Origin of the sequence: uncultured Rummeliibacillus sp., from assembly GCF_934216135.1 — a bacterium.
Taxonomy (GTDB): Bacteria; Bacillota; Bacilli; order Bacillales_A; family Planococcaceae; genus Rummeliibacillus.
Genome location: NZ_CAKQBI010000032.1, coordinates 1 through 12850, shown reverse-complemented (window position 1 = coordinate 12850; position 12850 = coordinate 1). Strand labels below are relative to the sequence as shown.

The following is a 12850-nucleotide window of genomic DNA, read 5'->3' as shown; positions in this document are numbered from 1 at the left end:
GATTTGGTAACGTTTACGGACTATCTAGAATCGCAATATATGGAGGCGTTAAACGCATTACCAGAAGAGTCTCCTAAGATGACTGCGGAATTATTAGAACAATATAAGGAAATTGTAATAACAACAATGTTACAACAATTTGGATTACGCAATCTTGTAGATTTAAAAGATGGAGGTAATGTCACTACTTTACATAATGCGAGGAATAATGTATTTGCCAATCAGGAAGATGAAAGACGTTTTAAGAATCCTTATAATAAAGAAACTCGAAAAAATATATATGAAAAAGATTTTAGTAAAAATAGAAAGAAAGAGTTTCAAGAAAATAAGCACATCTACGACGGATATACTGGTAAAGAACTAAAAAAAGATGGTCGTGCTCATAAAGATCATATTATCTCCGCAGCAACAATCCATAAAAATGACGAAGCTAGACTTTATATGTCAGATGAGCAAAGAGGATCTATGGCGGTTGATCAAAAGAATCTTACTTGGGCAGAAGGAAGTATGAACCAATCTAAAGGCGAACATGATTTAATGGAATGGATGGAGTCTACTAGTTCTAAACATAGCGATGTAAAGAACAAAGATCGCTTTAATATTGACGAACAAATGGCTAAAGATAAATATAATACTGCAAAACAACACGTGGAGAAAAGTATAAAGGATGCTAAGAAAGCATATTACAAGAAAAATATTAAAGAAACAGGTATTCGACAAGGAAAGCAAATGGCAATGCGTCAAGCAATCGGTATTTTTCTTTATGAATTTCAAAATGCATTTTTCTCAGAGATGAGCACATACTTTAAACAATTCAATACATTTGAGTCAAATACAGAAAGAATGAATGCTTTTAAAAAAGCATGTCAAAATGTTAAAAAAAGAGCATTATCTATTCAATCGTTAAAAAAAGTCTTTGTAGGATATACAGAAGGATTTATAAGTGGATTTGTCAGTAATTTAATGACTGTAATCATTAATACATTCTTCACAACATCAAAAAATATTGTAAAGATTTTAACTGAAGGGACTAATAGTTTAATTCAAGCAATAAGAATGATTATAGCTCCTCCTAATAATATGACACGTAAACAAGCTATTTACGAGGGCTCAAAAGTTATTGTAGCAGCTGTTATTACATCAGTTGGTGTAATAATTACCGAAGCATTTATAAACTATTTGATGACGGTAATTCCACTTGCTCCATTCGCATCATTAATCGGTGGGATATTAGGTGGGGGTTTAACTGGAATTGTTTCTGTAACAGTTATTTATGCAATGGATAATTTTAGGTCAATTATCCAAAAGGTCAAACTAAAGATGAAAGAAACAGCATATTATACCGTTGTACCTGTTGAAGTCTTAAAAGAAAAATATACCGAAGCTATTTCAGAGATTGACGATGCCTATAAAGACGTTCTTCAAAAAATTTATAATGAGTACGAAGAATTGCATATATTAACCAACAAGGCATACGATTTGAACTTAGATTCAAATAATCGTTTTAAAAATTCACAAAAGTTAGCAGCTGCTTTAAATGTAAATGAAGATGAAATTCTTAAAACGGATAAGGATATTTTGGATTTCTTTAATTCATAACTTTATTACCATAAATTAGAATGATACTATTAAAAGAATCCCTCAGTAGAATGAAGCTACTGGGGGATTTTGTATTAAAACAACAGTAAGACCTATTTGAATGTTAGCTAAGTAATTGCATCAAATCTTTTGGTTCTAGACTATATGAAGATGTTTCTTCTTTTGACTCAATATAATATTTTGAAAGGAAATTTACATGTTTTTTTAGTAATAATGACATAGATATAGTAATAATACATATTCATAAATCTGATAATTTGATAAATTCAAAATGCAATAGTGACTTCTCAAAATGACGCATTTATGGGGGGATAGTAAAGAAAAATAGTTACGTACATTATCTATGTATACAGACAAATTCATATGTAGAAACAATTGAATTTTATACGAAAGGTTTGGGGTTTGAAGTTGTTCAAGAATCTCCTAATTTTCATGGGCGTGAATTTAATACTTGGTTAAAGCTAGGTGCTTTTTATATTGAACTTCAGACAGGCAAACAACATGAAATATTAACACCGGTCAATTCAAACAGTGAAGGTCTTGTTCATTTTTGTATTTGGGTAGAAGATCTAGAATTCGAAGTCGAACGTTTGCAAAGAATGAAATGTAATTTTATAAGAAAAAATGAAGAAATTATTTACCATGTCGAAAATGGCGACCTATGTAAATTAATAGCACCAGAAGGAACCATTATTGAACTTCGTAATAATCAAGGGATTTAGAACTTACTTATTAGAGGAGAATATCATATTTAAAAAATAAACTGAAATAGAATTATAGCTTAAAATAGGGGGACCGGAATGAAGGAATTCTTGATATATGTTGTGGCTGTTTTGGGTAATATCCTATTGTATCAATTGTCAGGGCAATGGGAGGGAATCGAATGGTTATTTGCCTTATTGATCCTAGGTTTATTTGCTTTGGCTATTCAAGGATGGAAGCGGTATAGTTCAAGAGGATTCGGACTTTTTTTCTTAACAACTGCCGGTTTATTTACGATTAACTCTATATTATATTTGCTAATGCCAACCATCTTTATCATTTTGTTTAGTTTGCTGTTTGGATTGGTTTTGATGCCATTGTATATGAAATATCGATATCCGGTATTAGCTTCATGGTGGATCGTACTATTTAATATACTGATGTATTTAGAAATATCGAATGATACTGTCCTTTTTTGGTTCACGATAATAACAACAGGCGTAGGGGCCTTAATCGGGTTTCGCCAGCAATCCAAATTGTTTAAGTATTTTTTTACAGGTTGTTTTTTACTTTCGGCTGGTGGCTCAGTGTTAATAAACCTGGTGTCAAATGATTATTTAATGGTTTTCTTTATCATGCTAATTGTGGTATTTTTTGCTGTTGGTGCGTATTTATTTGAACGGAAATCAAATGATAAATAAAATGTTGATACATACTATGTTTGAAAGTAATGATTGAATTTAAATTCGAAATAGGATAAAATTACAAAAATCTATAAAAACGCGATGAAAAGAAGAGTAAACATACGGATGATCTACAGAGACCTCTGGATGGTGAAAAAGAGGGATAGGAAGTGTGTTGAAACAAGTCTTGGAGCTGTGCATAGGATTTGTTTGTTGGAACAATGATGATGCAACGTGTTCTCACGTTAAAGAGATCGAGTATCGCATGCAATTTAAATGCATAGCCGTACTCGATAAGGTTTCTGCAGCAATGTAGAAACGAACTGGGGTGGCACCGCGATATGACTCGTCCTCAAGATTACGATCTTGGGGGTGAGTTTTTTATTTTGTTTTAAAAAATAAAATGGGAGTGGTGTTATGTTCAGATGGAAGTATCCTTTAATCTTATTAGGGGGAATAGGCATTTCAAATGTGGGTGCATGGGTTTACCATATCGCACTCAATTTAATCATATTAAATGAAACAGCTTCTCCACTTGCAATTGCTTTGTTATATATTCTAGGTCCAATTGCAACTGTATGTACGAATACCTGGGCAGGTAGTTTCATCGATCGGCTAAATACACGGCGACTGATGATGGGAATAGACGTATTTCGAGCAATATGTATTGCGATTATTCCATTTTTGCCTTCGCTTATTTATGTTTATATACTAGCGTTTGTCATTAATATAGCAAGTGCGATTTTTCAACCTACATCTATGGTGTATATGACGAAACTAATACCTGAAGAAGATCGGCAACGTTTTAATGCACTCCGTAGTTTTATCAATTCTTGTGGTTCACTACTAGGTCCGGCTATTGCTGGGATGTTATTTTGGATGGGGACACCTTATACAGCTATCTATGTGAATGCAGTGGCTTTGTTTATTTCGGCACTGATTATAAGGTTGCTGCCAAATGTTGATGAGAGTGTTAAAGAGAAAGAAGGGGATAGAGTTACATGGGATTTGATAAAAAATGATTTTCGGGTTGTTGTTAATTTTAGTAAGGGCAATGCCTTTGTGACAAAGATCTATTTATTGTTTAGTGGAATTACGATATTCATGACTGCAATCGATTCTGTCGAGGCAGCATTTGCGAAAGGTGTTCTATCAATATCAGATACTAATTATGGGTTTTTACTAAGCGTTTTTGGAGCTGGCATAATTATCGGATCAATGATTAATTCCATATTTTCAAAGCAACTTGAGGTTCATCTTTTAATAGGTGCTGGTACCATTTTCACCTCAATCGGTTATCTAGTATTTTATAGTTCGAGCGGCTTTTATAGTGCAGCGGCTGGCGTATTTTTAATAGGATTTGCTGTAACGTTTGCGAATACAGGGTATTTGACTTTCTACCAAAATCATGTTCCTGTAAGGATGATGGGAAGATTCGAAAGTCTCTTTAGTGTCATGGAAGCAGGTTTTATCGTGGCTGTAACAGTTTTAATCGGTTTAGCAGCTGAACTAACTTCAATCCGTCCAGTGGGGTTAGTCGGATCATTTGCTTTCTTTTTATTAGGGTTATTGGCATTGAAAGTTGTATCCGGTGTAAAACGGAGGGAATTCTTTAAAAAAGCTGCTTCTTCTTTAAACAGTTAATCAGAAAAGGCTTGACCGATTAAGTGATTGGCGAGCCTTTTTTGGGTAGCATCTAACCATTTAGCCTTAATCGCATTATTTAAAGGTATTCATATACGATTGTCGAATTTTTAAATAAGAATGCGGATATAGCAACACTATATTTATTTGAATATGACAATAAAAAGGATGTGTCTTCTATGTGGAAACAAAAGATAATAGAAACATCAAGAGGGGCTTTCGAATACTTTGTGAAGGGAAAAGGAGAGCCTCTTGCTATTACACACTTTTACATGGCCTTTAATGAGAATGGCAATTGGTTTGCTAATCCATTTACAGAGCATTATCAAGTATTTTTAATCAATGTCAGAGGAGCAGGCAATTCACCGACTATTGAAGTAGATGATCAAATGAAATTAGAAGAAATTATATTGGATTTGGAAGCAATTCGTGAAGCGTTACATATACCAAAATGGGCTTTTGCTGGACATTCAACAGGTGGCATGCTTGCATTACAATATGCTGCTTCAAAAAAACAGTCTTTAACAAAATTGATATGTGGTTGTAGTGCAGCAAGTAAAGCATACGCGAGTCATGCTAAGAGTATTTACTGTCCGGAAAACAAAAACTTTAATCGAATAATTGAAATTATGGAAGCGTTAAATAATTCAAATACAGTACAAGAGGAACGAAGGGAATTGTCATTTGAGTGGGGGATGATGTCGTTTAAAAATGAAGAAAAATTAAAATATGCCCAAACACTTCCAAATAGCGGTCGTACAATAGGTCGCGCTTTAGACTATTTTAGAAAAGTCGCAGTAAAATCATTTGATATTCGAAATCTGCTCCCATCTATAAATATTGATACATATGTATTTGGCGGAAAATATGACGCGCAATGTCCGATTGAATTTAGTTACGAAATTGCAAATCTAATTCCCACATCTAAGTTAACGGTCTTTGAACAATCCAATCACCATCCATTTGTTGAAGAAGAAGAAAAATTCAATGATTTTGTAAAAGGGACTATTAGAACGCATAGTATATAAGAGGTCTCCAAGGGAAAGTTTGGAAATGGGTGTTATGTTACGCTTATGTTCTTATTTCTCCAAGTAGACGGTTCCAGATTTTTTACGCCAATAAACGATAGTTGAGTATATACAATTATGCTCTGAGAATTATTGAAATCTCAAATAAAAGGATGGAAAAAGTAGTGCTTTCTATAGCTGTTCAACTATTTAATAGGCTTGTAACTTTTGAAAGTGCTTCTTATAACATTTTAGTTACAAGGGGGAACTCCATTGCCAGTATATAAATTGTCATTTTTATGTGTAGTCTTCAATGTAACATTTAGTATAATTAGCTTTTTAGCTGCCTATTTTGATGGTATTATTTTTCAAACTTTAAGTATTGGTATCTTCTTTTTACCGCCAATGGTTACATTTTGTGGAGCTCTTTTAGGAATAGGCGCAATTGTGTTAAAAGAATCTTTCATCAAATCAATCACTGCCATAGGGTTAAATATTGCTTATATATTTGCAAATTACTATGTTTTACTTAATTTTTAAATTGAATATGAAAGAGGTAACCATTTTAATGCGCTAAAAAGATTTTTGTGATAAGAAATGGCTCAAAGTTTCTTTAGCCTTTGAAAATTTTTTATTCAAATGAATACTATGCGTGATCTTAACCATATTTACGCGTTCTTATTGTTTCACAATAATCAATTATTGTTTTACAATAACGCCCTGTTGTTTTATAATAATAAAGTAAATTATTTTAATTAAGTGAAGGAGGCGATAACTGGTGAATCTTTTTACTAAGATTGTTTTAAAATGTTTGTCAATTGTAACTGTGTTTCTTCAAGTTGTCTTTGCGTTTGCTGGATTAGTGCTGCTATTTGCAACTGTAGCTTTGTTGTTTGTACCGAACGACGTCAAAAATCAATTATTACAGTATCTAGATTTAAACACAAATGTAAACATAACAATGGTTTTAGTACTTTCTAGCTTAGTTGCATTTTTAATCATTGCTTGTTTGTTTATCATTATGCACGCGCTACGCAAAATGATTGGTAATATTTATAAACAAAACTTCTTTGTACCCCAAAACCTTACGTACCTCAAACTAATTCTAATCTCAATTACTAGCATTACCATTTTACAGTTTATAAGCCAGGTGTTCTTTGCGAAACTACATGCGTACAATGTCAGTAATGTTTTTTCTAATTCTGCTTCAGACCTAGTTGGGAACATTCTCTTATTAGCCATTGTGTATACGCTTTATGTCGTATTTAAACACGGCATATCTTTGCAAGACGATTCGAACAACGTGATATAAGTGGGAGTTGCTATGATAAAAGTTAATCTAGATCGAGTCATGTTAGAAAGAAAAGTTTCCTCAAAAGTATTAGCAGAAAAAATCGGAATTACCCAAGCAAATTTATCGATACTCAAAACAGGTAAAGCACGTGGTATACGCTTTGACACATTAGAAAAAATCTGTCGGACATTACATTGCCAACCTGGTGACATACTTGAATATGATGAGAAAACGGAGTATAGCGAAGAAGTGTAATTAGTTCAAAGAGAATGGGTAGGTTTATAGATTAAACAGTCTAAGTTAAAGGTTTCTAAACCATGGTTTGGGAACCTTTTCAACTGTTTAGCTTTATTTTACTTACAATTAAAGTAAATATTGTTATATAATAAAAGAATCTATCGTATACCAGGGAAGGTGAATAAGATGAATTTTCGATTGGCGACATTAGATGATTTAGAATGGATCATCGATTTACGTAAGCAATTATTGATTGAGGAAGGACAAATAGTTTCTTCTAACATTGATGAAGAATTAAATACCTTTTTTGAAAACCAGCTTACATCACATCAATATGTACAATGGCTAGTAGAAGAGGATAATAAAGTTATTGCAACAGGAGCTATTCAATTTATTTCATTTCCACCAAGCTATTTTAACCCAACAGGTATTAGAGGCTATATTTTGAATATGTATACACATCCGGATTATAGAGGTAAAGGAATCGCTAAGCAATTAGTAAATGAAACATTAAAAGAAGCTCAAAGTAGAGAGGTTCAACACATATTTTTAATTTCTTCGGAAATGGGTAAGCCTTTATATAAGAAAATTGGCTTTAAAGAAAATGATATTTATATGGAATATTTTCTTCCAAAATAAAACAGCTAATACGAATGAATAAAGATAAATGTAATACATATAAGGGTTGTGGAGGTTATGGGAAATCTAAGATAGGAAAAAAGTTAAGATAACTGTTTATCCACTAGATGTTAGTGTACTTCATGGTAGGATTTCCTGAAAAGGGGTTGGCAAATTGTTTAATGAGATGAAAGACACGATAAATAATTTAGATGAAAAAGAATTGAAATCCTTATTATTTCAATTCTTTTTCCGTATGCAAGCTGTTGAAAATCGAAAAGATTATTCAGAACAGCAATTCTTCTTAGACATAAAAAATACATATAACGCCCTGTTAGAAGACCGGGAAAATCATGCAATGGGCGAAAAACACACACAGTTTGATACTACTCATATCGTATTTGGCGATGCACCAACTGGTAGCTTGAAATTGGTTTTAAAAGAGTTAGGAATCAATCAAAAAGAAAAAATCATCACTTTTTCAGATTTATTTTCAATAGGTCCTGTTTGGAAAGTACATGAATTACAAGGTATTGTTAATAGGCATGAATGGTTACGAACACATTTAAATAGTGAAGGTGATGTGCTCACCAACTATCTAGCTAAGTTTATGCAGACTATTTTAGAAATTGAACAAATTTCAAGTCACCAACCTATTATTATTTGGGCTGGAGAAAATGCACACGAGCAAACAGGTTTAAGACTAGTTCTATATTTATTAAAAGAAAAAACGAACGATATCTTGATCATTAATACAAACGAAGCATATAAAAAGAATTTTGATACAACTGAAAGTGACTTTACGCCACAACATATGGGGGAACTCTCATTTGAACAATTAAAACAAATTTATGAAAATGAGAAAAATGATCATGCACTAACGCAAACCGAACGTAAAGTATTTGAACAGCAATGGGAACAGCTGTGTCAGGATAAAGAAGTTTTAAGAATCTGGGGAAATAATAAAATCATTAGCGTTCCTGAAACTTATTACGACGAGAATATCATCAATACAGTTAAGAAGTTCCATAAGAAGAATAAACAAAACGAATTTATAAAATCAGCTAGAATAATCGGTGAAGTAATCGGTCATTTAGATCAATATGTTGGCGATGAATTTATAGAATATCGCATCAAACGTTTAGTCGCCGATGGCATATTTGACATAGAAGGTGTTACAAAGGCAATGCGATATTACAGTATTAAAGTTCGATAATCATATGCTAGGGATTATTATTTACGAATCAATACAAAACCTCCATTTAAAGGATGGAGGTTTCATCATTAGTAGAGAATGTTTACTGTCTTATGAAGCAGAACTCTTTTTCCCATTTCTGAACATAACATAAAATAGCACTATTAGAAAAAGAACACTAAATATAACGGTTAGCGTAATATAAAACGGATCTTTGTTTATATCTTCGGGAATGAATCGCTCAGCTATTGGTCCAAATGACATGAAAAATGGAATAAGAATTGATATCCAAGTTTTTGAATACACCGACCAATTTCAATGGTTGTTCATGCACGATTAAAGTAACCATCTTTGCATATTATTATTAGCAAGCATTCTCAAATAGAAATTTAATTTAACCAATGGGGTGGATAAACAGTGGTTCTAATCAGAAATCTTGAAAAAGGTGAACTTGATTTTTTTACGGATATGCTCTATGAATCTATTCATATTCCTCAAAATAAACCAAACAAAGAGGATTTGATAAACTCAGCACATATAAAGAAATATCATGAAAATTGGGGGAGAAAAGGGGATAAAGCATTAATAGCAATAAATACGAATAACCAACCAGTAGGTGCTGTCTGGTATCGATTGTTTAACGAATCTAATAAGGGATATGGTTATGTAGACAATAATACTCCTGAATTAGGAATAGCAGTTATTGAAGAAGCAAGGGGAATGGGAGTAGGAACGTTGTTAATGAAAAAGATAATTCATCAAGCAATCTGCGAAGGATATAAATCCATTTCCCTAAGTGTAGACCCTGAAAATAGAGATGCAGTTCATATTTATAAGAAACTGGGTTTTGAAGATTATGCAGTATCAGGAACATCTATTACAATGGTGTATAGAATTTACGAAGAGTAAATGACTTTTTGAACAACTAACAGAGGCTTTAGAAATACAAGGTTTTAAAAAAGTACAAAAAGACCACAAAATTAAACACCACCATATTACTTGCTTATGAACGTATGTCCATTCTCCTGTTAGTGAATGCGTATTAAAAAGTGTAAAATAAATGGAGGAATCAGTATAGCTAAAAGACTGATGGCCTGACATATAGAAACATAGAGTAGGTGAAAGCATGTTAACAAACAGTTTTTTAGAGAGAATTCATTTAGAAAATACAACGATAGATTTGAAACATATGCCCATAATATTACGCCATATTGCGAAGTACATTCCTTTTGAAAATTTAGATGTTATGGATCAAACGACGAAGCCACTTTCACTAGAGACGATTGCAGAGAAACTTTTAACGAATCGTCGTGGTGGACTTTGCTATGAAATAAATACGTTATTATATGAGGTACTACGAGAGAATCATCTAAATGTGAAGTTGATTTCTGCAGTTATATATGAAGAAACACGCCAAGCATTTTCAAAAACAGGCTACACACACACTGTCATATTATTAGAGGAGCAAGGACATGCCTATTTAATCGATGCAGGTTTTGGAAACAATATACCGTTAATACCTGTCCCATTAGATGGTCAAGTCGTATCTTCAACGAATGGTGAATATAAAATAATTGATGATGAACTGTATATGAAACGCAGTTATCGTTACGAACAATTTAAGTTAGCATATCGTTTTAAACGAGAAAGTATCACTTGGGATCAGTTACGGATTTCGCAGCAAATTATCGAGCAAAGTGAAGACTCTATGTTTAATAAGCGTGCATTATTAACAAAATGTACCGAAGATGGCACGGTGACTCTATCAGAAAATAATTTAGTTATTATGAAAAATGGCGAAAAGAAGAACCAAGTTTTAACAGATATTGAAAAGCAACAAGTTAAAAAGGATTATTTTTATCAGTAATGCAAGATGAAGTGTAAAAAGACATTTAGATATTTAGGGGAATTTACGTTACTAAATAATAAAATTTTAGAGTTAGGAAAGTTGAATATATACAAAAAGTCAGTTCTATATATATTAGAACTGACTTTTTTTGAGAAGATTAGAATGGGTAATAATGTTACACTCCGCATAATATTAAGGATTGATTGGTATAGATTTTTCTGGCACTTTACCTGGTTTAGTTGCATGGTGGTTTGGTGAGTACTCATAAGGTACTAAATAATATTTCTCTGCTGTTAAATCAATTGATGGGTATCTGTTATAAGAGCCTTCACCAGTAATCGCGCTATTGTCAGGTAATATTTCAGTTCCAGATTCACTTACTATTTTAAAAGCAATATGATTTGCTTGCTCTGGCCAGTCATAATAGAGCACCGTTGATATTGGTGTTACAATCATTTTCTTTATTTTAATAGATTGCTCATTCCCAAGATTTATTACTTTATTGAATGTAATGGTTTTGCTTGCTTTTGCTAACTTTTCAGTTGGCACTTCAATGTCAAAGACCCAAGGGTTGTCTATAGGCATTTCAAAGTCTAGGTCATTGAACTCAATATGAAAGCGAATAGTTTCACCAATTGGAATTTCTGTAAGTTCAACATCATTGTAAATAGTATACATGGAGTCATTTAACTCTATAGATTGGCCGCCTGTAGTTGAGGTTAGATTTTGACCATTGATCATTACTTTTGGTAATGGGTTCATTTTATCATTAAATTCAACCCCCTTTGCTGGTTCGAAAGTGGAACTGATTAATAATCGCCCACCATCAATCATGACTTCGTTCAATGTAAATTTACCATACTCGTTTTCAGCTGTTTCTCCTATTTCAGTTTTATATGAGGAATAGTCAATTTCTTCATTTGAATTTAGATACTTTTCAATAGCTTCACCAACAAAAGGCATATCCGCTATAGATACCGTACCTGTACTAATTGAAATCCCTGTTGCTAGAATAGCCGCTGATGCTGTAACTCCTAAATATTTCTTTACGTGAGATGGCTTTTCTTTTCTTATTTTTTTTAATATCCGCTTTTCCCATTTCTTTTTTTCGAAGTTTGTAAGGTTTTGTTCTTCATATTCTTCCAAATCAATATTCATCTCATTTAAATCCTTATAAATAGACATATTCTCACTCCTCACACTTCATTTTTTTGAACTAAAATACTTTTAAGCTTTTTACGTCCTCTGGAAAGCTTGTTGTAAACCCAAGACTCTTTTGCATCAAATTCTTTTGCTATTTCACTTGAAGGGGTACCTTCTAAATAGTATTTTTCAAAGATTTTACGTTCACTAGCTGACAGTTGCTCAAGGAGTTCCTCAACATAGATTTCTTCTGATGATTGTTTTCCTTTTATCATAGATTCATCAATATCTGAAACTGAAAATTGCTTATTTTGTATGGTGATTTGTCTTCTTTGATAATCAATTGCTTTATACTTTGCAATCGCTGCAATCCATTGTTTAAATGAATTTTTCGTAGGATCAAAGGAATGGATATTATTCCATATTGATAACAAAACATCATCAAGGCATTCTTCATAATCTTGCTGCTGGTAATTTAAATGGCGTTTAATAATCGCTGTAAGTAAACCACCATACTGATTAATAATAAAAGGAATAGCTTTTTCATTTTTCTTCTGTATGTGTTGTACAACATTGTTCTCTGTGATTTTCAAATGTTCACCCCTCACTATAAATATTGGTACCTACTATGTATTACGAAATAAATACAATAAATCTATCACAAAAGAAAAAAAGATTGACTGAATTTCTAGTAATTAGGTTATTTTCCTTATAATTTAAAATACGAAGTAAATATATATTAACAAATTGGAATTATTTTACGTTTAATTTTTGAAATGTTTTATGCAAAAATGATATTTTATAAGCCCAGGGGTGAAATGTCAATCATAAAAATTATTGAAATTGGAAATTATTAAGCCATTCAACACCTGAAGCTCA

General features: G+C 32.4%; 14 protein-coding genes and 1 other annotated feature. Of the genes, 12 read left to right on the top strand and 2 right to left on the bottom strand.

Going from position 1 to position 12850, the window contains the following annotated elements; genetic code table 11:
* Positions 1 to 3: 3 nt before the first annotated feature.
* The 12 genes from Q0977_RS15355 (at position 4) to Q0977_RS15300 (ending at position 10846) form a co-directional block, all read left to right on the top strand.
* Complete coding sequence (locus tag Q0977_RS15355; RefSeq protein WP_299515527.1) at positions 4 to 1599, top strand: hypothetical protein; 1596 nt, start codon at positions 4 to 6, stop codon at positions 1597 to 1599.
* Between the two features lie 299 nt (positions 1600 to 1898).
* Positions 1899 to 2321: a VOC family protein gene (locus tag Q0977_RS15350; protein ID WP_367269484.1), complete on the top strand. Its 423-nt coding sequence runs from the start codon at positions 1899 to 1901 to the stop codon at positions 2319 to 2321.
* A gap of 78 nt (positions 2322 to 2399) precedes the next feature.
* Positions 2400 to 3002 (top strand): hypothetical protein, encoded by a 603-nt coding sequence (locus tag Q0977_RS15345; protein WP_119416543.1) that lies wholly within the window; start codon positions 2400 to 2402, stop codon positions 3000 to 3002.
* Between the two features lie 75 nt (positions 3003 to 3077).
* Positions 3078 to 3341, top strand: a binding site (T-box leader).
* Between the two features lie 60 nt (positions 3342 to 3401).
* Complete coding sequence (locus Q0977_RS15340; RefSeq protein WP_299515524.1) at positions 3402 to 4628, top strand: MFS transporter; 1227 nt, start codon at positions 3402 to 3404, stop codon at positions 4626 to 4628.
* A gap of 179 nt (positions 4629 to 4807) precedes the next feature.
* The gene (locus Q0977_RS15335) at positions 4808 to 5656 is read left to right on the top strand and encodes an alpha/beta fold hydrolase (protein WP_299515522.1); all 849 of its coding nucleotides are present in this window, start codon (positions 4808 to 4810) and stop codon (positions 5654 to 5656) included.
* A 252-nt stretch (positions 5657 to 5908) separates the two neighbouring features.
* A complete protein-coding gene (locus tag Q0977_RS15330; RefSeq protein WP_119416541.1) occupies positions 5909 to 6175 on the top strand; it encodes a hypothetical protein in 267 nt (88 codons plus the stop codon).
* Positions 6176 to 6413: 238 nt separating this feature from the next.
* A complete protein-coding gene (locus Q0977_RS15325; protein ID WP_299515517.1) occupies positions 6414 to 6947 on the top strand; it encodes a DUF2975 domain-containing protein in 534 nt (177 codons plus the stop codon).
* Positions 6948 to 6959: 12 nt separating this feature from the next.
* Positions 6960 to 7184, top strand: a complete 225-nt coding sequence (locus Q0977_RS15320) for a helix-turn-helix transcriptional regulator (RefSeq protein ID WP_119416539.1) — start codon at positions 6960 to 6962, stop codon at positions 7182 to 7184.
* A gap of 168 nt (positions 7185 to 7352) precedes the next feature.
* Positions 7353 to 7805 (top strand): GNAT family N-acetyltransferase, encoded by a 453-nt coding sequence (locus Q0977_RS15315; protein ID WP_124218115.1) that lies wholly within the window; start codon positions 7353 to 7355, stop codon positions 7803 to 7805.
* 154 nt (positions 7806 to 7959) lie between these two features.
* Positions 7960 to 9000, top strand: coding sequence for a DUF1835 domain-containing protein (locus Q0977_RS15310; RefSeq protein ID WP_299515514.1), 1041 nt, complete (start codon positions 7960 to 7962; stop codon positions 8998 to 9000).
* Positions 9001 to 9396: 396 nt separating this feature from the next.
* On the top strand, positions 9397 to 9888 hold the full coding sequence (locus Q0977_RS15305; protein WP_299515512.1) for a GNAT family N-acetyltransferase: 492 nt from the start codon (positions 9397 to 9399) through the stop codon (positions 9886 to 9888).
* Between the two features lie 217 nt (positions 9889 to 10105).
* The gene (locus Q0977_RS15300; RefSeq protein WP_299515510.1) at positions 10106 to 10846 is read left to right on the top strand and encodes an arylamine N-acetyltransferase; all 741 of its coding nucleotides are present in this window, start codon (positions 10106 to 10108) and stop codon (positions 10844 to 10846) included.
* Positions 10847 to 11020: 174 nt separating this feature from the next.
* Here Q0977_RS15300 and Q0977_RS15295 read toward each other — a convergent pair whose 3' ends face one another.
* Both Q0977_RS15295 and Q0977_RS15290 read right to left on the bottom strand, forming a co-directional pair.
* On the bottom strand, positions 11021 to 12013 hold the full coding sequence (locus Q0977_RS15295; RefSeq protein ID WP_299515508.1) for a DUF4179 domain-containing protein: 993 nt from the start codon (positions 12011 to 12013) through the stop codon (positions 11021 to 11023).
* Positions 12014 to 12024: 11 nt separating this feature from the next.
* Positions 12025 to 12564 carry a sigma-70 family RNA polymerase sigma factor gene (locus Q0977_RS15290; RefSeq protein WP_299515506.1) on the bottom strand — a complete coding sequence of 180 codons (540 nt, stop codon included), beginning with the start codon at positions 12562 to 12564 and terminating at the stop codon, positions 12025 to 12027.
* Positions 12565 to 12850 lie beyond the last annotated feature (286 nt).

Excerpts from the sequence above, each read along its gene's own strand:
- Q0977_RS15335 (WP_299515522.1), top strand. The coding sequence starts at position 4,808 with ATGTGGAAACAAAAGATAATAGAAACATCAAGAGGGGCTTTCGAATAC.
- Q0977_RS15295 (WP_299515508.1), bottom strand. The coding sequence starts at position 12,013 with ATGTCTATTTATAAGGATTTAAATGAGATGAATATTGATTTGGAAGAA.
- Q0977_RS15340 (WP_299515524.1), top strand. The coding sequence starts at position 3,402 with ATGTTCAGATGGAAGTATCCTTTAATCTTATTAGGGGGAATAGGCATT.
- Q0977_RS15300 (WP_299515510.1), top strand. The coding sequence starts at position 10,106 with ATGTTAACAAACAGTTTTTTAGAGAGAATTCATTTAGAAAATACAACG.
- Q0977_RS15320 (WP_119416539.1), top strand. The coding sequence starts at position 6,960 with ATGATAAAAGTTAATCTAGATCGAGTCATGTTAGAAAGAAAAGTTTCC.
- Q0977_RS15345 (WP_119416543.1), top strand. The coding sequence starts at position 2,400 with ATGAAGGAATTCTTGATATATGTTGTGGCTGTTTTGGGTAATATCCTA.
- Q0977_RS15315 (WP_124218115.1), top strand. The coding sequence starts at position 7,353 with ATGAATTTTCGATTGGCGACATTAGATGATTTAGAATGGATCATCGAT.